The sequence below is a fragment of the Streptomyces sp. NPDC050619 genome (assembly GCF_040654815.1).
Taxonomy (GTDB): Bacteria; Actinomycetota; Actinomycetes; order Streptomycetales; family Streptomycetaceae; genus Streptomyces.
In genome coordinates this window covers 1-23,067 of the sequence record NZ_JBFAIR010000061.1, presented here as the reverse complement: position 1 = coordinate 23,067, position 23,067 = coordinate 1, and the positions used below count along the sequence as shown (strand labels likewise).

Annotated in this window: 20 protein-coding genes and 1 riboswitch; of the genes, 7 read left to right on the top strand and 13 right to left on the bottom strand. The window is 69.3% G+C overall.

Annotated elements, in window-relative coordinates:
* Window positions 1-29 precede the first annotated feature (29 nt).
* A complete protein-coding gene (locus AB0I77_RS50085; protein WP_363289679.1) occupies window positions 30-1,535 on the bottom strand; it encodes a glycoside hydrolase family 43 protein in 1,506 nt (501 codons plus the stop codon).
* Window positions 1,536-1,795: 260 nt separating this feature from the next.
* Between AB0I77_RS50085 and AB0I77_RS50080 the strand changes: the two genes are divergently transcribed.
* Complete coding sequence (locus tag AB0I77_RS50080; protein ID WP_363289678.1) at window positions 1,796-3,748, top strand: amino acid transporter; 1,953 nt, start codon at window positions 1,796-1,798, stop codon at window positions 3,746-3,748.
* A 577-nt stretch (window positions 3,749-4,325) separates the two neighbouring features.
* On the opposite strand, the gene AB0I77_RS50075 is transcribed toward AB0I77_RS50080, so the two are convergent.
* A complete protein-coding gene (locus AB0I77_RS50075) occupies window positions 4,326-4,958 on the bottom strand; it encodes a DUF1707 domain-containing protein (RefSeq protein WP_363289677.1) in 633 nt (210 codons plus the stop codon).
* 205 nt (window positions 4,959-5,163) lie between these two features.
* On the opposite strand from AB0I77_RS50075, the gene AB0I77_RS50070 reads away from it, so the two are divergent.
* The 5 genes from AB0I77_RS50070 (at window position 5,164) to AB0I77_RS50050 (ending at window position 9,100) form a co-directional block, all read left to right on the top strand.
* On the top strand, window positions 5,164-5,559 hold the full coding sequence (locus AB0I77_RS50070; protein WP_363289676.1) for a helix-turn-helix transcriptional regulator: 396 nt from the start codon (window positions 5,164-5,166) through the stop codon (window positions 5,557-5,559).
* Window positions 5,560-5,741: 182 nt separating this feature from the next.
* Window positions 5,742-6,593: a molybdate ABC transporter substrate-binding protein gene (gene modA / locus AB0I77_RS50065; protein WP_363289675.1), complete on the top strand. Its 852-nt coding sequence runs from the start codon at window positions 5,742-5,744 to the stop codon at window positions 6,591-6,593.
* A gap of 29 nt (window positions 6,594-6,622) precedes the next feature.
* Entirely contained in the window at window positions 6,623-7,444 is an 822-nt protein-coding gene (gene modB / locus AB0I77_RS50060; protein WP_363289700.1) for a molybdate ABC transporter permease subunit, read from the top strand.
* A gap of 70 nt (window positions 7,445-7,514) precedes the next feature.
* Window positions 7,515-8,600, top strand: coding sequence for an ABC transporter ATP-binding protein (locus tag AB0I77_RS50055; protein WP_363289674.1), 1,086 nt, complete (start codon window positions 7,515-7,517; stop codon window positions 8,598-8,600).
* A gap of 80 nt (window positions 8,601-8,680) precedes the next feature.
* Entirely contained in the window at window positions 8,681-9,100 is a 420-nt protein-coding gene (locus tag AB0I77_RS50050) for a TOBE domain-containing protein (protein ID WP_363289673.1), read from the top strand.
* A 57-nt stretch (window positions 9,101-9,157) separates the two neighbouring features.
* Here AB0I77_RS50050 and gcvP read toward each other — a convergent pair whose 3' ends face one another.
* The gene (gene gcvP / locus AB0I77_RS50045; protein ID WP_363289672.1) at window positions 9,158-12,043 is read right to left on the bottom strand and encodes an aminomethyl-transferring glycine dehydrogenase; all 2,886 of its coding nucleotides are present in this window, start codon (window positions 12,041-12,043) and stop codon (window positions 9,158-9,160) included.
* 185 nt (window positions 12,044-12,228) lie between these two features.
* Window positions 12,229-12,324, bottom strand: a riboswitch (glycine riboswitch).
* A gap of 114 nt (window positions 12,325-12,438) precedes the next feature.
* On the opposite strand from gcvP, the gene AB0I77_RS50040 reads away from it, so the two are divergent.
* The gene (locus AB0I77_RS50040; RefSeq protein WP_363289671.1) at window positions 12,439-12,810 is read left to right on the top strand and encodes a PRC-barrel domain-containing protein; all 372 of its coding nucleotides are present in this window, start codon (window positions 12,439-12,441) and stop codon (window positions 12,808-12,810) included.
* Here the strand turns inward: AB0I77_RS50040 and AB0I77_RS50035 are convergent.
* From AB0I77_RS50035 to AB0I77_RS49990, 10 genes are all read right to left on the bottom strand, one after another.
* Window positions 12,732-14,210 carry a DNA polymerase IV gene (locus AB0I77_RS50035; RefSeq protein WP_363289670.1) on the bottom strand — a complete coding sequence of 493 codons (1,479 nt, stop codon included), beginning with the start codon at window positions 14,208-14,210 and terminating at the stop codon, window positions 12,732-12,734. The genes AB0I77_RS50040 and AB0I77_RS50035 overlap by 79 nt on opposite strands.
* A 59-nt stretch (window positions 14,211-14,269) precedes the next feature.
* Window positions 14,270-14,914 (bottom strand): MerR family transcriptional regulator, encoded by a 645-nt coding sequence (locus AB0I77_RS50030; RefSeq protein ID WP_363289669.1) that lies wholly within the window; start codon window positions 14,912-14,914, stop codon window positions 14,270-14,272.
* 265 nt (window positions 14,915-15,179) lie between these two features.
* On the bottom strand, window positions 15,180-15,653 hold the full coding sequence (locus AB0I77_RS50025; protein ID WP_004002801.1) for a bifunctional nuclease family protein: 474 nt from the start codon (window positions 15,651-15,653) through the stop codon (window positions 15,180-15,182).
* An 85-nt stretch (window positions 15,654-15,738) separates the two neighbouring features.
* Window positions 15,739-16,476 (bottom strand): MerR family transcriptional regulator, encoded by a 738-nt coding sequence (locus tag AB0I77_RS50020; protein WP_363289668.1) that lies wholly within the window; start codon window positions 16,474-16,476, stop codon window positions 15,739-15,741.
* A gap of 18 nt (window positions 16,477-16,494) precedes the next feature.
* Window positions 16,495-17,454: an FHA domain-containing protein gene (locus AB0I77_RS50015; RefSeq protein WP_363289667.1), complete on the bottom strand. Its 960-nt coding sequence runs from the start codon at window positions 17,452-17,454 to the stop codon at window positions 16,495-16,497.
* Between the two features lie 61 nt (window positions 17,455-17,515).
* Entirely contained in the window at window positions 17,516-18,346 is an 831-nt protein-coding gene (locus AB0I77_RS50010; protein WP_363289666.1) for a DUF881 domain-containing protein, read from the bottom strand.
* Window positions 18,347-18,351: 5 nt separating this feature from the next.
* Entirely contained in the window at window positions 18,352-18,684 is a 333-nt protein-coding gene (locus AB0I77_RS50005; RefSeq protein ID WP_003988855.1) for a small basic family protein, read from the bottom strand.
* Window positions 18,681-19,517 carry a DUF881 domain-containing protein gene (locus tag AB0I77_RS50000; protein WP_363289699.1) on the bottom strand — a complete coding sequence of 279 codons (837 nt, stop codon included), beginning with the start codon at window positions 19,515-19,517 and terminating at the stop codon, window positions 18,681-18,683. The genes AB0I77_RS50005 and AB0I77_RS50000 overlap by 4 nt, the downstream gene beginning before the upstream one ends.
* A 166-nt stretch (window positions 19,518-19,683) precedes the next feature.
* The gene (locus AB0I77_RS49995; protein ID WP_363289665.1) at window positions 19,684-22,179 is read right to left on the bottom strand and encodes a mannose-1-phosphate guanyltransferase; all 2,496 of its coding nucleotides are present in this window, start codon (window positions 22,177-22,179) and stop codon (window positions 19,684-19,686) included.
* A 115-nt stretch (window positions 22,180-22,294) separates the two neighbouring features.
* Window positions 22,295-22,903, bottom strand: a complete 609-nt coding sequence (locus AB0I77_RS49990) for a CDP-alcohol phosphatidyltransferase family protein (protein ID WP_363289664.1) — start codon at window positions 22,901-22,903, stop codon at window positions 22,295-22,297.
* Between the last annotated feature and the right edge of the window lie 164 nt (window positions 22,904-23,067).

The window sequence follows — 23,067 nt, the reverse complement described above, 5'->3', positions numbered from 1 at the left end:
CCGCCGACTTGTTCCGGAAAGCCCCGGCTTCACGATCCCGACGGCACGTAGGCGAACCAGTCGAAGGACGCGCTGCCCTCGGTGACGTACATGCCGATCACCCTGCCGGTGAACCCACCGGCGACCTGCGTGGACAGGTAGCGCCCATCCAGTACGGCCAACGGCGCACCGCCCTCGACCGAGAGGGCGACCGTGTCGGGGCCACCGGGCCTGACCCCGAGGGCTTCCCCGTCGGGGGCCGTGACGGTCGGCGGCACGGGGGACGTCGTACCGATCTCGACGACGAGCGTGACCGGGCCCGGGGGCACCGGCTGACGCGCGAGGCGCTGCCGTACCGGTCCGATCCGGGCGATCACGCTCGCCTCTCCCCCGGCGATCTCGATGTCGTAGTGGTGGGCCTCGTCGAGGCGAACGGACAGGCCGGAGCGGCCCGTTCCGGGTTCCAGGCGGGCCGCGATCCGGCAGTCGGGATGCTGCTGCCGTCGTCCGACGAAGGTGTGGCCCGGCCGGTCGAGGCTGTCCCCCGTGGCGTGCAGAGTCAGCCGTCCCGGCCGCTCGCTCAGCGACCAGGAACCGTCCGGCCTGCTGCGCGGGGAAATCCAGTACGGCGCCAGGTGCTCGGCGTCGAAGTCGTCCCGCTCCGGCAGGGGTTCTACGGGGTGCCAGGCCGCCGGCGCCGGGTGCCGCTCGCGCACCGGACCGACGCGCGGCCAGCCGTCCATCCACTCCACGGGGGTCAGGAAGGTCTCGCGGCCCAGGACGTGGAAGGCGGGGTGGAAGCCGCGCGGGCGGGTGGCCAGCAGCAGCATCCACCAGGTGCCGTCGGGCGCCTGGACCAGGTCGGCGTGGCCGGTGCACTGGATCGGCAGGTTGGTGCTGCGGTGGGAGAGGATCGGGTTGTCCGGTGCCGGCTCGAAGGGGCCGCGCGGGGAACGGGCGCGGGCGATCGAGACGCCGTGACCGTGCGCGGTGCCGCCCTCGGCGAGCATCAGGTACCACCACTCGCCGATGCGGTAGAGGTGCGGCGCCTCCGGGTGCTGCAGTCCCGTTCCGGACCAGACCGGAAGCGGCCCTTCCAGCACCTTTCCGGTCGCCGGGTCGATACGCGCGACCCGGACACCGGAGACGGCGCACCAGCAGGAACCGTCGTCGTCCCAGGCGAGGTCGGGGTCGATGCCGGGCAGGTCGATCCACACGGGATCGGACCACGGCCCTTCCGGATTATCGGCGGTGACGAGGAAGTTGCCCCCGCCCGAGACGTTGGTCGTGATCATGTAGAAGCGGCCGCCGTGATGGCGGATCGTCGGGGCGTAGATCCCGCCGGAGGCCACCGCGTCGTCGGGCAGCGCCAACTGCCCCGGCCGGTCGAGTACGTTGCCGATCTGCCGCCAGTGCACGAGGTCACGGCTGTGGAAGAGCGGAACGCCGGGGAAGTACTCGAAGCTGGAGCACACGAGGTAGTAGTCGTCGCCGACCCGGCACACACTGGGGTCGGGATGGAAGCCACCGATCACAGGATTGTCGTACGTCCGCATGCGCGTCAGTCCCTTCGAGCGTCGCAGGAGAGGGCGAAACTTTCGGATGATCTGGCGAACGTTACGGAGCTGCACTGTAGGTGGCCTGCGCAGGAGGGGCAAGACGTCCGGCGGGGACGGGCACAGCCAGTCTTAACGGAAGCTTGACGCGGCCATCCCCCTCAACCGTGGGCCCTGGCGTCACTCTCCGCTTACGCTGATCCGGCCGTCCGCGTGATGGCCGGATCCAGTCGCTGAGCCGTACCTCAGGAGCACGCCCGATGGCCACCACGGAACACCTCCCGCCCAGCCGCCTGCGCTCCTGGATGCTGGAGGGACTGTCCGACATGGGCAAAGGCGGCGGCTACCAGGGGCCCCACGCCGAACCGGAACCCGCGCACGAGGGCCGGCGCTGGTGGCGGGTCATGTGCCTGACCGGCGTCGACTACTTCTCGACCCTGGGCTACCAGCCGGGTATCGCCGCCCTCGCCGCCGGCCTGTTGTCACCCATCGCGACCATCGTGCTCGTGATCGTCACGCTGGCGGGGGCCCTGCCCGTGTACCGGCGCGTGGCCGAGGAGAGCCCTCGCGGCGAGGGTTCGATCGCGATGCTGGAGCGGCTGCTGTCCTTCTGGAAGGGCAAGCTGTTCGTTCTGACACTCCTCGGCTTCGCCGCCACCGACTTCCTGATCACCATCACCCTGTCGGCGGCTGACGCCTCGACCCACCTGATCGAGAACCCGCACCTCACCGGCGCGCTCCACGACAAGCAGATGATCGTCACCCTGATCCTCGTGGCGCTGCTCGGGGCCGTGTTCCTCAAGGGCTTCCTGGAGGCGATCGGCGTCGCGGTCGTCCTGGTCGGCATCTACCTCACGCTGAACCTCGTCGTCGTGGCCGTCGGTCTGTGGCACGTCATCACGGCCGGCCACGTGATCACCGACTGGTCCAGCGCCCTGACCGCCGAACACGGCAACGTCTTCGCCATGGTCGGCGTGGCCCTGCTGGTCTTCCCCAAGCTGGCCCTCGGCCTCTCCGGCTTCGAGACCGGCGTCGCGGTCATGCCGCACGTCCAGGGCGACCCCGACGACACGGACGAGCAGCCGACCGGCCGGATCCGCGACACGAAGAAGCTCCTGACCACCGCCGCGGTGATCATGAGCGTCTTCCTGATCGCCACCAGCTTCATCACCACGCTGCTGATCCCGGAGAAGGAGTTCGAGTCGGGCGGCCAGGCGAACGGACGCGCGCTGGCGTTCCTGGCGCACCACTACCTGGGCAGTGCCTTCGGCACGGTCTACGACGTCTCGACCATCGCCATCCTCTGGTTCGCCGGATCCTCCGCGATGGCGGGGCTGCTCAACCTGATGCCCCGCTATCTGCCCCGGTACGGCATGGCCCCGCACTGGGCCCGCGCGGTGCGCCCGATGGTCATCGTCTTCACCCTGATCGCCTTCCTGGTCACCTGGATCTTCGACGCGGACGTCGACGCGCAGGGCGGTGCCTACGCCACCGGCGTGCTGGTCCTGATCAGCTCGGCCGCGATCGCGGTGACCATCGCCGCCCGCAAGGCGGGACAACGGAACTGGACCATCGCCTTCGCGGTGATCTCGGCGGTGTTCCTGTACACGACGGTCGTGAACGTCATCGAGCGCCCGGACGGCGTCAAGATCGGCGCCTGCTTCATCGCGGGGATCATCCTCGTCTCCCTCCTCTCCCGGCTGGCCCGCGCCTTCGAACTGCGCGTGACCAGCGTGACGCTCGACGACATGGCGGAACGTTTCATCCGGGACATGGCCGGCGGCAAGATGCGGTTCATCGCCAACGAGCCCGACCAGCGGGACAAGGCCGAGTACCGCGACAAGATCGAGCAGATCCAGCAGGACAACGACATCCCCGGCGAGGATTTCGTCTTCGTCGAGGTCACCGTCCTCGACCCCTCCGAGTTCGAGGTGGGCCTGACGGTGCGCGGCGAGGTCCTGCACAGCCGCTACCGCGTCCTGACCCTGGAGTCCTCCTCCATCCCGAACGCCCTGGCCGCCCTGCTCCTGCACGTCCGCGACACGACCGACCGCACCCCGCACATCTACTTCGAGTGGACCGAGGGCAACCCCTTCGCCAACTTCCTGCGCTTCTTCCTCTTTGGTCAGGGCGAGGTAGCCCCGGTCACCCGAGAGGTCCTACGCGAGGCAGAACCAAACCGCCCCCGCCGCCCCCGCGTCCACACCGGCTGAGCACGGGACGTCCACCACGGGGGGTGAGGGTACGCGCCTGCCCTCACCCGAACGCGGATACGTTGCCCCACCGACCAAGCGCGGGCGTTGCGGCCGGTGGGCCGAGGACAGTCACGTAAACCCCCCAACCAGGCGCGGCACTTGCCACCCACCGACCGGGGGACAGGCACCTGAACCCACCAACCAGACACGCCGCTTGTCACCCACCCACCGGGCACAGACGAGGCACACCCACCGACGGACACAAGCACCTCAACCCACCAACCAGACACGGCACTTGTCACCCACCCACCGAGGACAAGCGAGGCACACCCAGCACCAGGACGCGGCCCTTGTCACTCACCCACCGGGCACAGGCACCTGAACCCACCAACGAGGCGCGGAACTCGCGACCCACCGACCGGCCACAGGCAAGCACACCCACCACCCAGGCCTGGACCCTCGCAGCCACCAACCACCAACCAGGCAAGACACATCGGCCCCGACCATGCATCACGGCACACGCACCCCACCCGACCAAGCAGCAGCCCGCCCACCCACCTCCCCCACTCACCGGTTGAGCCCGGCGCGCCGCCCCTCAGACGCCCGTCAGCTTCCCCCCGAACACCCGTCGCGGCGCCCGCACCACGACCTGCCCGAAACTCAGCTCTCCGACCACCTCCACGCGCAACACCACAGGAACATCCAGCCCACCCGCCCGCCGCGTCTTGATCTTGCCGTAATGCGTCACCAGAGCGTCGGTGTCCACCACGCCGCCCGGACGCGTCAGCAGTTTCAGCGAGCCGCCACGAATGTCGAGGTCGATGCGCAGGGTGTCGTGCGTGATCACGGCCTGGGTGAAGTCGAGCGTCACCTCACCCCACGCGGAACGGATCTCCATCCGGCGCGGCACCACCCACCCATCGCCCCGCCGAGTCGACGCGCCCTCCTGGTCGATCCTGACGACGTCCTTGGCCCTACCGCCGGAGGCAACCGCACCCCCGCCCACCTCCGCCGGCAGGTCCGCGGTCAGGACGGCCAACTCGCCCATCGTGCGCGCGGTCAGGGCGGCCTCGACCCGCTCGTCGAGTTCCTCGGCGGTCAGCCGACCGTCCCCCGCGGCGATGCTCAGCACGTCCACGACCCGGTCCCGGTCCGCATGCGAGGCCCTCAGTTCGAGCGCCGCGGCGACACCGGGCAGCCCCCCGTCCTGCACTGACCCACCGGACATGGCCTCACTCCGATCACTAGCCACTCATTAGCCGCACTGGCCACTCATCGCCGCACCAGCCGATCACAGGCCCATTGCAAGCAAATCGCCAACCGACCGCCAACCGACCGCCAGCGATCCCAACCACACTAAAGCTATATCGCGTTATACCCAACGATCAGCCCCACGTCCACAGTTCCCCACCACCACCCCTATCGTGACCGACATGCAGTCCTACACAATCGGCCAGGCGGCAAGGCTGCTCGGCGTGAGCCCCGACACCGCGCGCCGCTGGGCGGACGCGGGCCGCGTGGCGACCCACCGCGACGAGGGCGGACGGCGGCTCATCGACGGACGTGACCTGGCCGCCTTCTCGGTGGAGCTCGCCAAGGCAGCGGGCGCCGAGGAGGACGCACCGTACACCTCCGCCCGCAACGCCTTCCCGGGCATCGTCACCGCGATCAAGCTGGGCGATGTCGCCGCCCAGGTCGAGATCCAGGCCGGCCCACACCGACTCGTCTCCCTGCTGACCCGCGAGGCCGTCGAGGAACTCGGCCTGGAGGTCGGCATGGAGGCCACCGCCCGCGTCAAGTCGACGAATGTACACATCGACCGCGTCTGACCGGAACCCTCTCCCCGCAGAAACGCACATGCGCACCCCTAAGACCTCCCTCGCCAGCTCATGCGACGCCACAGGGCCCTTATGCCTCGCATATGCGGAAGTATGATCGACGCATCGGAGAAGGCCCGCCGGCCTCTTCCCGATGCGTCAGAGCTCGATACGTCAGAGGGAGTGGACCCGTGATGCCCCGTTCCGCGCGCCGGAGCCGCCGACCCCACCGGACCCACCAGACCCACCAGACCCACCGGACCCTCCAGACGGCCGGCGCAGGAGTCGCCGCACTGCTGGCCCTGACCGCCTGCTCCTCCTCGGCACAGTCGGCGTCCTCGGCGTCCTCGTCGTCCTCGTCGTCCGAGTTGTCCGGCACGGTGACGGTCTTCGCCGCCGCCTCGCTCCAGGAGAGCTTCACGGCCCTGGGCAAGGAATTCGAGAAAGAGCACCCCGGCACGAAGGTCACCTTCAGCTTCGGCGGCAGCGACACCCTCGCCGCGAGCATCACCGGCGGCGCCCCTGCCGACGTCTTCGCCGCCGCGAGCCCCAAGACGATGGCGACCGTGACGGACCAGAAAGACACGGCCGACGCGCCCACCACCTTCGCCCGCAACCAACTGGAGATCGCCACACTGCCGGGCAACCCCGACAAGGTCTCCTCCCTCAAGGACCTCACCAAGTCGGGCCTGAAGGTCGTCCTGTGCGACAAGACGGTGCCGTGCGGCTCCGCCGCCCAGACCGCGCTGGAGGCCGGCAATCTCAAGCTCACGCCGGTCTCGTACGAGCAGGACGTCAAGAGCGCACTGACGAAGGTCGAACTGAAAGAGGCCGACGCCGCCGTCGTCTACAAGACCGACGTGAAGGCGGCGGGCGACAAGGTGGAGGGCGTGGACTTCCCCGAGTCGGCCAAGGCCATCAACGACTACCCGATCGCCCTCCTCAAGAACGCGCCCAACCCGGCCACGGCGAAGGCGTTCATCGCGCTGGTGAAGTCCGCCGAGGGCCAGAAGGCCCTGACCGAAGCCGGGTTCCTCAAGCCGTGACCGAGGCCGGCAAGACCGACACCGTCGCCCTGTCCGGCGGGCCCCCGCGTCGGCGGGTCCGGGCGGGCGGCGGCCGAGGGGTGCCGCTGCCCCTCCTGGTCCCCGCCCTCGCAGGCCTGGCCTTCCTGCTCCTCCCCCTGATCGCCCTGCTCGTACGAGCCCCATGGCGCGCTCTCCCGGAGCAGCTGACCAGCGCCGAGGTCTGGGAGGCGCTCCGCCTGTCGTTGGTGTGCGCCACCGCGGCGACCGCGTTGAGCCTGGTCGTCGGCGTGCCGCTGGCCTGGCTGCTGGCCCGCACCGACTTCCCCGGCCGCGGCCTGGTCCGCGCCCTGGTGACCCTGCCGCTCGTCCTGCCCCCGGTGGTCGGCGGTGTGGCCCTGCTGCTGGCCCTCGGCCGCAACGGCATCGTCGGGCAGTGGCTGGACTCCTGGTTCGGGATCACGCTCCCCTTCACCACGACGGGCGTCGTGCTCGCGGAGACGTTCGTGGCGATGCCGTTCCTCGTCATCAGCGTGGAGGGCACCCTCCGTGCGGCCGACCCGCGTTACGAGGAGGCGGCCACCACCCTGGGCGCCTCCCGCTTCACCGCGTTCCGCCGGGTCACGCTGCCCCTGATCGCGCCGGGCATCGCGGCGGGCTCCGTACTGGCCTGGGCACGAGCCCTCGGCGAGTTCGGGGCCACGATCACCTTCGCGGGCAACTTCCCCGGCCGTACGCAGACCATGCCCCTCGCGGTCTACCTGGCCCTTCAGAACGACCCGGCCGCGGCGATCGCCCTCAGCCTGGTCCTGCTGGCCGTGTCGATCGCGGTCCTGGCGGGCCTGCGGGACCGCTGGATGACACCCTCATGACGCCGCTCGGCCACCACAGCCCCCTGAAGGGCCTCAGGACCCCTTCCTGGACGGATCCGGACGCCCCCTCATGACCGACGCCACCACAGCCGACCTCGTCACCGAGGACACGCGCGACGCGGGCCTGGACGCCCGCCTCGTCGTCGACCGCGGCACCTTCCGCCTCGACGTCACACTGACCGCCGCCCCCGGTGACGTCGTCGCCCTGCTCGGCCCGAACGGTGCCGGCAAGACCACCGCCCTGCGCGCCCTCGCCGGTCTCGCCCCGCTCACGGGCGGCCATCTGCGGCTGGACGGCGCCGCGTTGGACCGTACGCCGCCCGAGTCCCGCCCGGTCGGCGTCGTCTTCCAGGACTACCTGCTCTTCCCGCACCTCTCCGCCCTCGACAACGTGGCCTTCGGCCCGCGCTGCCACGGCGCGACCAAGGCGGAGGCCCGCGCGCAGGCCGCGGTCTGGCTGGACCGCATGGGGCTCGCCGAGCACGCGAGCGCCAAGCCCCGCCGGCTCTCCGGCGGCCAGGCCCAGCGCGTCGCCCTCGCCCGCGCCCTGGCCACCCACCCCCGTCTGCTCCTCCTCGACGAGCCGCTCGCCGCCCTGGACGCCCGCACCCGACTGGAGGTGCGAGCCCAACTCCGGCGCCACCTGGCCGAGTTCGAGGCCGTCGCCGTCCTGGTCACGCACGACCCGCTGGACGCCATGGTGCTGGCCGACCGGCTGGTCGTCGTCGAGCACGGCGGGGTCGTCCAGGAGGGCACGCCCGCCGACATCGCCCGCCACCCCCGCACCGACTACATCGCCCAACTGGTCGGCCTGAACCTCTACCGGGGACGGGCCGACGGCCACACCGTCCGGCTCGACACCGACAGCGCCATCACCACCACGGAGAACCTCACCGGACCGGTCTTCGTCGCCTTCCCGCCGAGCGCCGTGACCCTCTACCGCGACCGGCCCACCGGTTCCAGCGCCCGCAACGTCTGGCGCTGCGAAGTGGCCGGCCTGGAGACCCACGGCGACCAGATCCGCGCGGACCTCACCGGCGAACTCCCCCTGGCCGCCGACCTCACCACGGTCGCCGCGGCCGAACTCGACCTGCACCCCGGCGCGCCGATCTGGGCAACGGTCAAAGCGACGCAAACGCACGTGTACCCGGCATAAGACCCTCCTGCGGCTACGGTGGAGTTCCCCCCAGGCGCCCCACGGCGCCCCCACCTTCTGCCCTTCGCGAGGCCTTCCCCATGAGCCTGAGCATCCGCAACCAGCTCGCCGGCACCGTCACGACCATCACCCCGGGCGAGGTGATGGCCACCGTCAAGGTCAGCCTCACCGGCGGCCAGGACCTCACCGCGGCGATCACTCTGGAAGCCGCCCAGGAACTGGGCCTCGCCGCGGGATCGGCCGTACGCGCCCTGGTGAAGTCGACCGAGGTCTCCCTCGCCACCGCCCCGGTCGAGGGCCTGTCCATCCGCAATCAACTGCCCGGCACGGTCCGCGACATCGCGACGGGCGGTGCCATGGCCTCCGTCAAGGTCGCCGTCGAGGGCGGCGACCTGACCGCGGTGATCACCAGGGACGCCGTCACGGAACTCGCCCTGGCCTCCGGCACCCCGGTCGTCGCCCTGATCAAGTCGACGGAGGTCGCCCTAGGGACCCCGTAACGCACAAGGGCCCCGCCCGACGAACAGCCGGACGGAGCCCACACCACGTACTACGTCTCAGTCCTCGTACGCGTCCAGCGGCGGGCAGGAGCACACCAGGTTCCGGTCGCCGAAGGCCTGGTCGATACGGCGCACCGGCGGCCAGTACTTGTCCGCGGCCGAGACCCCGGCCGGGAAGACGGCCTCCTCGCGCGTGTACGCGTGCTCCCACTCCCCGCCCAGCGTGGCGGCGGTGTGCGGGGCGTTCCGCAGCGGGTTGTCGTCCGCGGGCCACTCGCCCGAGCCGACCTTCTCGATCTCCCTCCGAATGGCGATCATCGCCTCGCAGAACCGGTCGAGTTCGATCAGGTCCTCGGACTCCGTCGGCTCGATCATGAGCGTCCCGGGCACGGGGAACGACATCGTCGGCGCGTGGAACCCGTAGTCGATGAGCCGCTTGGCCACGTCGTCGACACTGACACCGGTCGCCTTGGTCAGCGGCCGCAGGTCGATGATGCACTCGTGCGCGACGAGCCCGCCCGGCCCGGTGTAGAGCACCGGGTAGTGCGGCTCCAGCCGCTTGGCGATGTAGTTGGCGGAGAGCACCGCCACCTGCGTGGCCCGCTTGAGCCCCTCGCCGCCCATGAGCCGGACGTACGCCCACGAGATCGGCAGGATCCCCGCGGACCCCCAGGGCGCGGCCGAGATCGGCCCGACGCCCGTCTCGGGGCCGGCGGCGGGCTGGAGCGGGTGATTCGGCAGATACGGCGCCAGATGCGCGCGCACACCGACCGGGCCGACGCCCGGACCGCCGCCGCCGTGCGGGATGCAGAAGGTCTTGTGCAGGTTCAGGTGCGAGACGTCACCGCCGAAGTGCCCCGGCTTGGCCAGCCCCACCAGGGCGTTGAGGTTGGCGCCGTCGACGTACACCTGCCCGCCCGCCTCGTGCACCTGCGCGCAGATGTCCGCGACGTGCTCCTCGAACACACCGTGCGTCGACGGGTACGTGATCATCAACACCGACAGCTCGTCGCGGTACTGCTCGATCTTCGCCCGCAGGTCCTCGATGTCGATCTCGCCGTCCTCGGCGGTCTTCACGACGACGACCTTCATCCCGGCCATGACGGCGCTGGCGGCGTTGGTGCCGTGCGCCGAGGAGGGGATCAGGCACACCGTGCGCTGCTCGTCACCGTTGGCGCGGTGGTATCCGCGTACGGTGAGCAGCCCGGCCAGCTCGCCCTGCGAACCGGCGTTGGGCTGAAGCGACACCTTGTCGTACCCGGTGACCTCGGCGAGCTGCTCCTCCAGCTCCCCGATGAGCGTGAGGTAGCCCTGCGCCTGCTCGGCGGGCGCGAAGGGGTGCATCTGCCCGAACTCGGGCCAGGTGACCGGCTCCATCTCCGTGGTCCCGTTGAGCTTCATGGTGCAGGAGCCCAGCGGGATCATGCCGCGGTCGAGCGCGTAGTCGCGGTCGGCGAGCCTGCGCAGGTAGCGCAGCATGGCGGTCTCGGAGCGGTGCTGATGGAAGACGGGGTGCGTGAGCACGTCGTCGGTCCGCAGTCGCGCCTCCGGAAGGGCTTCCTCGGTGGCCGCGTCGAGCGCCTCGATGTCGCCCTCGACCCCGAAGGCGGCCCATACGGCGTCCAGTTGGGCCCGTGCGGTGGTCTCGTCGCAGGCCACCGACACCTGATCGGCGTCCACGAGACGCAGGTTGACGCCGTTGTCGCGCGCGGCGGCGACCACCGCGGCCGCCCGGCCCGGGACCCGCGCGGTCAGCGTGTCGAAGTAGGAGCCGTGCACGACCTCGACACCGCCGGCCGTCAGCCCCGCGGCGAGGATCGTGGCGTACCGGTGGGTGCGCCGCGCGATCGTCCGCAGGCCCTCGGGCCCGTGGTAGACGGCGTACATGCCGGCCATCACGGCGAGCAGCACCTGGGCGGTGCAGATGTTGCTGGTCGCCTTCTCGCGGCGGATGTGCTGCTCGCGCGTCTGCAGGGCGAGCCGGTAGGCCTGGTGCCCGTCGGCGTCCACGGACACACCGACGAGCCGCCCGGGCAGGCTGCGCGCGAACTTCTCGTGCACGGCCATGTAGCCGGCGTGCGGCCCGCCGAACCCCATCGGCACACCGAACCGCTGCGTCGTCCCGACCGCGATGTCGGCGCCGAGCTCCCCGGGTGACGTCAGCAGCGTGAGCGCGAGCAGGTCCGCGGCGACGGTGACGAGGGCGCCGAGTTCGTGGGCCTGGTCGATGACCGGCTTGAGGTCGCGTACGGCACCGGAGGCGCCCGGGTACTGCAGGAGCACGCCGTTGATCTCACGCGCGGCGATCTCGGCCGGAATGCCGTCACTGAGGTCGGCCACCACGACGTCCACACCGGCCGGCTCGGCCCGGGTCTCGATCACGGCGATGGTCTGCGGCAGCGTGTCCGCGTCGACCAGGAAGAGGCCCTTCTTGTTCTTGCCCATGCGCCGCGACAGCGCCACGGCCTCGGCGGCGGCCGTGCCCTCGTCGAGCAGCGAGGCACCGGAGGTCGGCAGACCGGTCAGGTCGGCGACCATGGTCTGGAAGTTCAGCAGCGCCTCGAGCCGCCCCTGCGAGATCTCTGGCTGGTACGGCGTGTAGGCCGTGTACCAGGCCGGGTTCTCCATGACGTTGCGCAGGATGACCGGCGGGGTGAAGGTCCCGTAGTAGCCGAGCCCGATCATGGAGTCGAGAACCTGGTTGCGGTCCGCCAGCGACCTCAGCTCGGCCAGCACCTCGGCCTCGGTGCGCGCGCCCGGCAGGTCCAGCGCGTCGGCGTTCTTGATCACGTCCGGCACCGCGGCGGCGGTGAGCTCGTCGAGCGAGCCGTAGCCGACCTGCGCGAGCATCTTGGCCCGGGCCTCGTGGTCGGGACCGATGTGGCGCTGCTCGAACGGGATTCCCTGTTCGAGCTCGGAAAGCGGAATTCGTTGGGCTGTCATTGCGGAGGCCTCCTGGTCTGACACGACCTTCGAGGGGCACCACGGCGCGGGTACCCGGACGGCCTCCCCCTCTGTCATCTCAACCTGAGAGCTTCACCGGGCCACCCGAGGTGTCCCGGCTTTCACCGTCGGTGAGAGCGGAAGCCGTCGACGCCGTCGGCATCCGCCCTGCTTTCCAGAGTGACCTCGTCCGTGCGGTACGTGGGCCTGAGAGATTCCGGGGAGGATTTGCTCCTTCGGCGCCTCCGATGGTGTCTGGAGGACTCTCCCGCACAGGGTCAGCAGCCGCTCGCCAGCCTACCAGCGAGGGCAACGCCCGAACGTTCGAGTGGCCGCCTCCCCGAATGTGCTCTTTCGTAGTGCTTACGGATGCGTTGCGACCAAGTGGAGGGCCCGTGCAGACCGACATCGATCCGCGCAACCTGATCGGCCGCAAGGCTTTCGACCGCAGCGGCACCAAGATCGGCACCATCGACGAGGTCTACCTCGACGACGCGACCGGTCTGCCGGAGTGGGCAGCCATACGGACCGGCCTGTTCAGCAGGGACGCCTTCGTCCCCCTGGAGCCCAGCGAACTCGTCGAGGGCAGCCTGCACATCCCCTTCGACCGCGCCCTGATCAAGGACGCCCCCGACTTCGGCGTCGGCCGCCATCTCTCCCCGGAACAGGAACTCCAGCTCTACCACCACTACGGGCTGGACGTGGCCGCTCCTCCCTCGCTCCCGGACCACGACTTCGGCAAACTGGCGGGCACGGAGGACACCTGATCCGGCGCCTCCCCGGCGTCATCGGCGTCGTCGTCCTCGGCGATCTCGTCGGTCTCGGCGGGTCTTCGCAGCACCAACGGCAACGGCTCCGCCGGCTCCAGATCAGGATCGTCGATCCGAAAGGTCCGCACTCGCCCGGGCTCCGAATAGGGCGTCTCGAACCGCACGGTGACCCTCCCGAGCCCACTGCCCTGCACCCATCCGTGCCCATGCTCGGCATGCCGCACATCGTGCCCCGACGCCCACCGCCGTTCCACGGGCGCCTGCGGTTCCTCGACCGCCTCGCCCTCGCCCTCCTCCACCGGAACCGGAAGTTCCGCCCGCTCCTCCGCCGCCTGTGCGAACAGATCCTCCTGCGTGTAGTCGGCGAGCCCGCTGACGCCCACCCCCAGCAGCCGCACCCCACCCGTCGTGTCCACCGAGTCCAGCAGCCGCGCCGCCGCTTCCCGTACCACCCCCGGGTCGTCCGTGGGCCCGCGCAGGGTCTCGGAGCGGGTCAGCGTCGAGAAGTCGTACCTGCGCACCTTCAGCACGATGGTCCGCCCGGAGAGCCCGGCTCCGCGCAGCCGCCGCACACACCGGTCGGCCAGGCGCTGCACCTCCAGTCCGACCCGGACCCGGTCATGGATGTCCACGTCGTACGTGTCCTCGACCGACACCGACTTCGTCTCCCGCTCGGCCACCACAGGCCGCTCGTCGTGCGCCAGCGCCATGGCGTACAGCGCGTGCCCGTGGGCCTTCCCGAGCAGCCGTACGAGCTCGTCCTCGCCCGCCTCGGCGATCTCGTCGACCGTGGTGATCCCGGCCCGCCGCAGATGGTCGCCCGTCGCCGGTCCGACCCCCGGCAGCGTCCGTACCGACATGGGGGCGAGCATGGCCCGTTCGGTGCCCGGCTCGATCACCACCAGTCCGTCCGGCTTGGCCTGCTCCGAGGCGATCTTCGCGAGCATCTTGGAGGCGGCGAGGCCCACCGACCCGGTCAGCCCGGTGACCGCCCGTATGTCGGCACGCAGCTTCCCGCCCGCCAGCCGCGCCGAGCTCTCGTCCCAGGCCGCTCCCCCGGCCTCCAGGTCCACGAACGCCTCGTCCAGGCTCAGCGGCTCCACCAGCGGCGACAGCGCCCGCAGCAGCGCCATCACCTGGTCGCTGATCACACGGTAGAACCCGAAGCGCGGCACCAGGTACGCCGCGTTCGGCGCGAGCCGCCGGGCCTGGGCCATGGGCATCGCCGAGTGCACTCCGAAGACCCGCGCCTCGTACGAGCAGGTGGCGACCACTCCGCGCGGCCCGAGACCGCCCACGATGACCGCCTTCCCACGCAGGCTCGGCTTGGACGCCTGCTCCGCCGAGGCGAAGAAGGCATCCATGTCGAGATGCAGGATCGTGGGCGCACTTCTCACATGTCCGATGCTGCCCTACGCCACTGACAATGCGGATGCCCGAAGGGCTGTGGCGGCTGTCAGACGGCCCGGTTGCGCCGCCGCGCCAGCTCGTCCGCGGGGTTCTGCCCAATGAGGGTCTCCCCGGTGTCGACCCGCTCCCCGTGCAGCTGCGAGAGCGCGCTCTCGACATCCCGCCACACCACACCGACAGCGATCCCGAAGATGCCCTGGCCGCCCTGGAGCAGCGCGTGGACCTCGTCGGGCGAGGTGCACTCGTAGACCGTGGCGCCGTCACTCATCAGCGTCATGCGCTCCAGGTCGCGGAAACCGCGCTCGCGCAGGTGCTGGACCGCGGTGCGGATGTTCTGCAACGACACACCGGTGTCCAGGAAACGCTTGACGACCTTCAGGACGACGACGTCCCGGAAGCTGTACAGACGCTGCGTCCCCGACCCGTAGGCGGCCCGCACACTCGGCTCGACAAGCCCGGTGCGGGCCCAGTAGTCCAGTTGTCGGTAGGTGATGCCGGCGGCCGCACAGGCCGTCGGGCCGCGATAGCCGATCTGCTCGGACGCCATGGACGTCGCCCCTCCGCTGCTCGGCACGGCCGCCGGTCGCTGCGGAGCGTGATCGGCCGCGCTGCCGTGAAGCGGGTACGGACCGCTCGCCCCGGGACTGCGTCCAGGGGCACCCCCAGCCGTACCGTCGCCGCTGCTTCTCACGCCGACCTCCGTCCTTGACCTGCCTTCTCGACGGTAGGCAGTCACCAGGGGTGCGTCAACGATCGCCACACTCGGCACGCCGAGTGATAATCACCCTAGGAGTGGTTTCCCGTGCCCCACCGCGGGGAAAGGCTAGCCGAATGCTCTCGGAGCGGGCCGCAGGACGCTCTCACGCGCCGCCGGCAAATGCCTGCATTTGAGGCGTCACCGGACGCGTCTGGGGCCGCCCGGCCGGGATTTCTCCTCCGCCGGGACGCCCTTTGCCTCACTGGCTGCTGGTGCCGAAGTCCTCGGGGGAGATCTGGTCGAGGAACTCGCGGAACTTCTCCACCTCGTCCTCCTGCTCGTCGGGAATCGCGATGCCCGCGTCATCGAGCACGCCATCACTGCCGTAGATCGGCGTTCCGGTGCGCAGGGCCAGCGCTATGGCGTCGGACGGTCGGGCACTGACCTCCACCCCGCTGGCGAACACCAGCTCCGCGTAGAAGACGCCCTCACGCAGGTCGGTGATGCGCACTTCGGTGAGCTCCTGGCCGACGGCCTCCAGCACGTCCTTGAACAGGTCGTGGGTCAGCGGTCGGGCGGGGGCCATGCCCTGCTGCGCGAAAGCGATCGCCGTAGCCTCCCCAGGCCCGATCCAGATGGGGAGGTAGCGGTCGCCTCCCACTTCACGCAGGAGCACGATCGGTTGGTTGGAGGGCATTTCGACCCGGACACCTACGACATCGAGCTCGTTCACACAGCAACCCTAGGCCGTGCCCGGGACGTTTGGGTAGTCGGGCAGGAAACGGGTGGCCGATCCGGCCTCCGCACACCCGCCCGTCTCAGGGCAGCCGCACACCCAGAGCGGTCTGCACCAGCGCCGCGTGCAGTTTCACCGTGAGCCCGGCCAGTTCCTTCGTACGGGCTTCGGCATGCGCCCTGGTCTGCGGGTTGCGGTGGCGCTTCAGCGGGGCCACGACCTGGTCCACGAGCCCGGCCTCGCGGTCGGCGGCGGCCTTCATCACCCGCAGGTGCCGCGGCTCGATCCCGAACCGCCCCAGTTCGGCGATGAGCGAGGCCACCGTGGCCGCCTCCGCGTCGTACGCCCCGTCGGGCAGCGGGGTGATGAGCCCGTACGACTCCCACTCCTGAAGTTCCTGCTCGCCGATCTCGGCGGCGGCCAGCAGCTCGGCCCGCCCGATCCGGGCCGCGGTGGGCGCCTCGGCCGTCTCCGGCCCGGACTCGCCGTCCCGCTGACGGCCCATGACGGGCAGCGGCAAGGCCTCGCCCCGTTCCATGGCGTCCAGGTGCTCGCGAATCACCTTGAGGGGCAGATAGTGGTCCCGCTGCATCCTCAGGACATGGCCGAGGCGCTCGACATCGTCCGTGCTGAACTTGCGATACCCCGAAGGAGTCCGCTGCGGGTCGATGAGGCCCTCCGACTCCAGGAAACGGATCTTGGAGATGGTGACCTCGGGGAACTCGTCGCGCAGCACGTTCAGCACCGCGCCGATGCTCATCAGCCCACTGTCCGCGGCGGCGGTGCCGTGCGGGGCACCGCCGCTCGGTGTTTGAAGCATGGACCTTCCCCTGGAGGGTCAGTAGCCCCGCTGGCTCGCGTAGAACACCAGCCGATACTTGCCGATCTGCACCTCGTCACCGTTCGACAGGGCGACCTGGTCGATGCGCTCGCGGTTGACGTACGTTCCGTTCAGGCTGCCCACGTCCGCCACCGTGAACGAGCCGTCCGGAGCGCGGCGGAACTCCACATGCCGCCGGGACACCGTCACGTCGTCCAGGAAGATGTCGCTCTGCGGATGACGCCCGGCTGTGGTCAGCTCGCCGTCCAGCAGGAAGCGGCTGCCCGAGTTCGGCCCGCGGCGCACCACCAGGAGCGCCGAGCCGAGCGGCAGCGCGTCGACGGCCGCCTGTGCCTCCGGGGAGAGCATGGGCATCGGCGTCTGGCCCGTGGCCTCGGCGTCGTAGGCCTCGAGTCCGGAGATGGAGATCGTGGACGTCGTTTCGGACGGGCGCTCGGGCGTGGCCCCTGCCCGCAGCGGCGCGCCACAGTTGGAGCAGAAGCGGCTGTTCTCCGCGTTGCGGTTACCGCACCTCGTACAGACCAGGGCCGACATGGACGGATCCTCCTGCCGCGGCTGCCCCGCCGGGGCATTGGACGCGTACGGGTCGGCGGGAAACCCTCCACCCGTACTTGAGGTTGACGGTTGGCCGAAACCTATGCCTCCGGACTGGCCAGGGTCAACCGACGGCGCGCCCCGACCTCCGGAAATGTCACCGCCCGGACCACCGACCTGGTCCCGGAACAGCGGGCGCTGACCCTCTGCGTCAGGCTGTGCGCGATGACGAGCAGTCGCGTTGTCGCTGCCCTCTTTCGCGCTCTTGCCGAACAACTTCGCAAACAACTTCACGGGCGATTCCCCTTGACCGAAACAGACCCGCCCGTGGGGCAGGACGAACCCTGATTGAACACACCGGCCGACCCGGACATCCTCACAACGTCCGTATCCACCTGACAGTTTCCACCACGCACCACCCATTCGGTGCGCCGACCCCCCGCAACCTCATGCCCTGGCCGGACGTCCCCCATGCACCCGGGGTTCACTGGGAGGACGACCGAGCGTAGTCAGGCCGCTTCGCCGCTCGCAAGGCATCCACGACGATCTTGCCCGACCGCTCGACGGTCGCGGTGGCCTGCTCCTTCTCAAGAGTCTGCACCACGCCTCCAGGGATGTTGAGCGCCGGCTCGAGGTCCTGCGGCTTGCCGATGACCTTGAAACGATAGGGCGCGTTGATCTTGTTCCCGTCGACGCTCACGCCGTTGTCGGAGTCCGTCAGGAAGGTACCGGCGACAACCCGCACGCCGTTCACCTGGATCGCCTCCGCACCGGCCGCGCGCAACTCCTGGACCGCGTCGAGCAGCATGTCCGCCTTCACCGCCCCCTCCGTGTCGTCGATGGTCATGGTGATGCCGGGCCCCTGCGCGGCCACCGTGCCCGCCAGGATCCCCAGCTGCTTCTCCTTCTCGACCGTCTGCTTGCGGGCCTCTTCGGCCTGGTCGGAGCTGTTCTCCAGCTCGTCACGCTGCTTCTCGAGCCCCTGCTTCTCGTCTTCAAGACGCTGGGTACGGTCGTCCAGTTCATCGAGGATGCGAACTAGATCTTCCTGGCGCGCGCCCCGCAGCGCGCTGTCGCTGTCGCTGTTCGACGCCACCTGGACGGCCAGACCGAAACCCAGGCCGAACAGCAGCATGGCGACGATGAGTTGAGCCCGGGTGACGCGCGGCGGCCACAAGCCCTGCACCAGCCGCCGGCGGCCGGTCAGCTGCGGCTCCTCGGGGGCGTCCCCGGCCGAGGGCGCGGCCCCGGCGGCCACTTCGTCGGGCAGCTTCTTGCGCAGCCTGTTGTCGGGCGATTCGTCCTGGTTGCTCATCGGCCTCACGCCCGGAACACATGTCGGCGGATCGCCGCGGCGTTGGAGAAGATACGGATGCCGAGGACGACGACGACACCGGTGGACAACTGGGCCCCCACGCCCAACTTGTCGCCCAGGAACACGATCAGCGCGGCCACCACCACGTTGGACAGGAACGACACGACGAAGACCTTGTCGTCGAAGATGCCGTCGAGCATGGCTCGCAGCCCTCCGAACACGGCGTCGAGTGCCGCCACGACGGCGATCGGCAGATAAGGCTCGACGACCGCCGGAACCTCGGGCCGAACCAACAGTCCGGCCACGACTCCCACGACGAGGCCCAGTACGGCGATCACGATGTGCCCTTCTCGGTTTGCGGCTGTGCTGTTCGTACGATCACACTCGGTGCGGCGGGCAGCCGGAGGTCGTCCTCCACGGAGATACCGGTCCGGATGCCGTAGTTCTCCTGGAGGGCATTCAGATACAGCCCGTCCGCGCTGTTCTGGAACCTGGTGCTCAGCCGCTTGCCGTCCCCCACGGCAAGCACCGTATACGGCGGGACCAATGGCTTGTTGTCGACCAGTATCGCGTCACCCGCGGCCCTGATCGCCGACAGTGCCGTCAGCCGTTGCCCGTTGACGGAGACCGCCTCAGCCCCCGATTCCCACAACCCGTTGACCACGCGCTGCATGTCACGGTCGCGCACGCGTCCGGTGTCGGAGAACCCGGAGGTCTCGCGCGGGTCGCCGTCGCCCCCCGTGGTCGCTTCCTTGGCGTCGTCCACGACCAGTTTCACACCGGGGCCGTGGACTTCGGTGGCGCCCGACAGGATACCCACGAGTTCCGTCTGGTCGCTGTCGCCGCTCTCCTTGAGCGCCTCCCGCTGTCGCGCGCTCACCTCGTCGCGCAGCTTGTCGACGCTGCCCTCCAGTTTGTCCGCCGCCTCGGTCGCCCGGTCGATGCGGTCGATCAGCTCCTCGCGCTCCTTGGCGACGACAGGAGCCGCGACCCGCGCCTGCGCCGCGCCGACGGTTACGACGAGCGCCGCGAGCACCAGGCCGGCGGCGAGACCGAGCTTCGCCCGGAGGGTCTTGGGCATGCCACCCGTGCCCTCGGCCTTCTTGCGCGCGGCGGCCTCGGCGTACCCCTCGTCGAGGCTGTGGTCCATGACATTGGTGAGCAGCGACATGGACGCGTCCGGACGCGACGCGCGCGTGGGGGTGCTCCGAACGGGGGGCTGCTGCGGCATGCCGCACATCGTCGCACGTCGCGCGAGCTACCTCCGAATGGCCCCACCGGCGTGCCGGACAGGCCCCTGGGGGACACATGTCCGGCACGCGCGCGTGCGGTGTGTTTCAGCGGCCGGCGCTGTCCACGACCGCCGACCATTCGTCGAGCAGGGCCTGGGCGGAGGCGTCGTCCGGCCCTTCCGCCCACAGATGGGTGACCGCCTCAGCCGGGTCGGGCAGCACCATCACCCAGCGCCCGTCGGTCTCCACGACTCGCACACCGTCGGTCGTGTCGACAAAGCGATCACCGGCCGCTTCCACGACCCTCCTCATCACAAGGCCCTTGACGGCCCAGGGAGTCGCCAGGTCCCGCTTGAGGACGTGCGCCCGCGGAATCCGCGCGTCGATCTGGCTGAGCGTCAACTGCGTCCGCGCCACCAGCCCGATCAGCCGTACGAAGGCCGCCGTACCGTCGAAGACACTGCTGAACTCGGGGACGATGAAGCCGCCCTTGCCGTCACCGCCGAAGATCGTCGAGTCGTCGCGCCCGACCCGGGTCAGATCGTCGGGAGAGGTAGTCGTCCACTCGACCTGCGTGCCGTGATAAGCGGCCACCTGCTCGGCGATCCTCGTGGTGGTCACCGGCAGCGCGACGCGGCCACTGCGCCGCTCCGCGGCCACCAGGTCGAGCATGACGAGCAGCGCGCGATCGTCCTCGACGATCCGCCCCTTCTCGTCGACCAGCGACAGCCGTTCACCGACGGGGTCGAACCGCACCCCGAACGCGGCCCGCGCGGACGCCACGATCTCTCCCAGCCGCACCAACCCCGACCGCCGCGTATCCGCCGACTCCGTGGGCCTGGACTCGTCGAGCCCAGGGTTGATCGTCAGCGAGTCCACCCCGAGCTTGCCGAGCAGGCTGGGCAACACAAGCCCGGCACTCCCGTTCGACGCGTCGACGACGACCTTCAGCCCGGACTCGGAAATGCCCGTGATATCGATGTTCCGCAGCAGCGATCCGGTGTACGAATCGAAGACACTCGCCGGGAAGTGCAGGTCTCCTATCTCGCCCGGGAACGCCCGCCGGTACTCCTGCCGCGCGAACACCCGGTCCAGCTTCCGCTGGCTCGCCTGCGAAAGGTCGGCTCCGTTCCCGTCGAAGAACATGATGTCCACGGAATCCGGCACCCCTGGCGTGGTCCGGATCATGATCCCGCCGGCACTGCCCCGCGCGGTCTGCTGCCGGGCGACGGGCAGCGGTACGTTCTCCAAGTCCCGTACGTCGATGGCGCTGGCCTGGAGCGCGGAGATGACCGCCCGCTTGAGCGCACGGGCGCCTCGGGAGTGGTCACGAGCGGTGGTGACGGTGGAGCCCTTCTTGAGCGTCGTCGCATAGGCCCCGGCAAGACGCACGGCGAGCTCGGGAGTGATCTCCACGTTCAGGATTCCGGACACCCCGCGGGCACCGAAGAGATGCGCCTGGCCCCGGGACTCCCAGATGACCGAGGTGTTGACGAACGCGCCGGCCTCGATGGTCTTGAACGGGTAGACCCGCACATTGCCCTGAACGATCGATTCTTCGCCGATCAGGCACTCGTCCCCGATGACCGCGCCGTCCTCGATCCGGGCCGCACGCATGATGTCGGTGTTCTTTCCGACGACGCAGCCCCGCAGATTGCTGTGCTGCCCCACATACACGTTGTCGTGCACAACGGCCTTGTGCAGAAAGGCCCCGCTCTTCACGACGACGTTCGAGCCGATGACAGTGTGCTCGCGGATTTCCGACCCGGCCTCGACCTTGGCGTAGTCCCCGATGTAGAGAGGGCCACGCAGCACGGCATCGGGGTGCACCTCGGCGCCCTCGGCCACCCATACACCCGGAGAGATCTCGAACCCGTCGAGATCGACGTCGACCTTGCCCTCCAGAACGTCGGCCTGCGCCTTCACATAGCTCTCATGCGTGCCGACGTCCTCCCAGTAACCCTCCGCGATATAGCCGTAGACCGGCTTCCCCTCCTTCATCAGCTGAGGGAACACATCGCCGGACCAGTCGACGGACACATCGGCCTCGACATAGTCGAAGACCTCGGGCTCCATCACATAGATGCCCGTGTTCACGGTGTCCGAGAAAACCTGGCCCCAGGTCGGCTTCTCGAGGAAGCGCTCGACCTTGCCTTCCTCGTCCACGATGGTGATACCGAATTCCAGCGGATTGGGTACACGCGTCAGGCAGACGGTGACCAGGGCGCCTTTTTCCTTGTGGAAGTTGATGAGCTCGGTGAGATCGAAGTCGGTCAGGGCATCACCGGAAATGACTAGGAAAGCATCGTCCTTCAACGCCTCTTCGGCGTTCTTGACGCTTCCGGCGGTACCGAGTGGCTTCTCCTCATTGGCATAGGTGAGCTCCATTCCGAGCTCCTCGCCATCACCGAAGTAGTTCTTGACCAATGAGGCCAGGAACTGGACGGTGACGACGGTCTCGTTGAGCCCATGCCTTTTGAGCAGCCGCAGAACGTGCTCCATGATCGGCCGGTTGGCCACCGGCAGGAGCGGCTTGGGCATGCTTGAGGTCATAGGGCGAAGGCGTGTGCCTTCGCCTCCGGCCATCACGACGGCCTTCATGTCGGAAGCGTCCTCCTCTAAGAGACGACGGTCTAGCCGACTTCACCCGTCCAGATTGTCCCGCACTTTTCCACCGCGGGCCATCGGGCCAGTACGGCCGCTTCCGTCGGCGAGTTCAGTCGGTCATGGCGTCCGCACGGACCAGGCGGCGGACTTGTACCACGTAGAGAACTCCTGCCCACCAGTAGAGTGTTGTACCCCATCCGGCGAACGCCCATCCGAAAATAGCAGCGAGTGACGGGATCCATCCACTTCCGTCACTGAGCAGGAGCAGTGGGAAGGCGTACATCAAGTTGAAGGTCGCTGCCTTGCCCAGGAAGTTCACCTGTGGCGGCGGATAGCCATGGCGTCTGAGGATGCCCACCATCACCAGCAGAACCAGCTCTCGCGCCAGCAGTACAGCGGTCAACCAGATTGGCAGAATCTCGCGCCAGGTTAGGCCGACCAAAGTCGAAAGAATGTAGAGCCGGTCGGCCGCGGGGTCGAGGAGCCGGCCAAGGCTGCTGATCTGGTTCCAACGCCGGGCGAGCTTGCCGTCCAGATAGTCGCTGATGCCACTCAGGGCCAGCACCAGAAGGGCCCAGCCGTCACTCTTGGGACCGCCGAACTCAGGCCTGAGGATCAGCCACAGGAAGAGCGGCACCCCGGCGAGCCGCGCCATGCTGAGGATGTTGGGGATGGTGAGGACCCGGTCCGTCTGGACGCGGGTCTCCTGTACCTCCACCCGGGAGCCTCCTGTGGGAAACGTGCCAACGATGCTCCCTGACCTTACCTCAACGCAAAAAAGCTCCGGCTCTTGGGCTGAGTGCCCAAGAGCCGGAGCTCTAAAAGGAGTTCGGCGGCGTCCTACTCTCCCACAGGGTCCCCCCTGCAGTACCATCGGCGCTG

Bases quoted from the DNA above. Each gene is read 5' to 3' on its own strand.
- AB0I77_RS50085 (WP_363289679.1), bottom strand. From the start codon at position 1,535: ATGCGGACGTACGACAATCCTGTGATCGGTGGCTTCCATCCCGACCCC.
- AB0I77_RS50080 (WP_363289678.1), top strand. From the start codon at position 1,796: ATGGCCACCACGGAACACCTCCCGCCCAGCCGCCTGCGCTCCTGGATG.
- AB0I77_RS50075 (WP_363289677.1), bottom strand. From the start codon at position 4,958: ATGTCCGGTGGGTCAGTGCAGGACGGGGGGCTGCCCGGTGTCGCCGCG.
- AB0I77_RS50070 (WP_363289676.1), top strand. From the start codon at position 5,164: ATGCAGTCCTACACAATCGGCCAGGCGGCAAGGCTGCTCGGCGTGAGC.
- modA (WP_363289675.1), top strand. From the start codon at position 5,742: ATGCCCCGTTCCGCGCGCCGGAGCCGCCGACCCCACCGGACCCACCAG.
- AB0I77_RS50055 (WP_363289674.1), top strand. From the start codon at position 7,515: ATGACCGACGCCACCACAGCCGACCTCGTCACCGAGGACACGCGCGAC.
- AB0I77_RS50050 (WP_363289673.1), top strand. From the start codon at position 8,681: ATGAGCCTGAGCATCCGCAACCAGCTCGCCGGCACCGTCACGACCATC.
- gcvP (WP_363289672.1), bottom strand. From the start codon at position 12,043: ATGACAGCCCAACGAATTCCGCTTTCCGAGCTCGAACAGGGAATCCCG.
- AB0I77_RS50020 (WP_363289668.1), bottom strand. From the start codon at position 16,476: ATGCTTCAAACACCGAGCGGCGGTGCCCCGCACGGCACCGCCGCCGCG.
- AB0I77_RS50015 (WP_363289667.1), bottom strand. From the start codon at position 17,454: ATGGGTGGTGCGTGGTGGAAACTGTCAGGTGGATACGGACGTTGTGAG.
- AB0I77_RS50010 (WP_363289666.1), bottom strand. From the start codon at position 18,346: ATGAGCAACCAGGACGAATCGCCCGACAACAGGCTGCGCAAGAAGCTG.
- AB0I77_RS50000 (WP_363289699.1), bottom strand. From the start codon at position 19,517: ATGTCGCTGCTCACCAATGTCATGGACCACAGCCTCGACGAGGGGTAC.
- AB0I77_RS49995 (WP_363289665.1), bottom strand. From the start codon at position 22,179: ATGAAGGCCGTCGTGATGGCCGGAGGCGAAGGCACACGCCTTCGCCCT.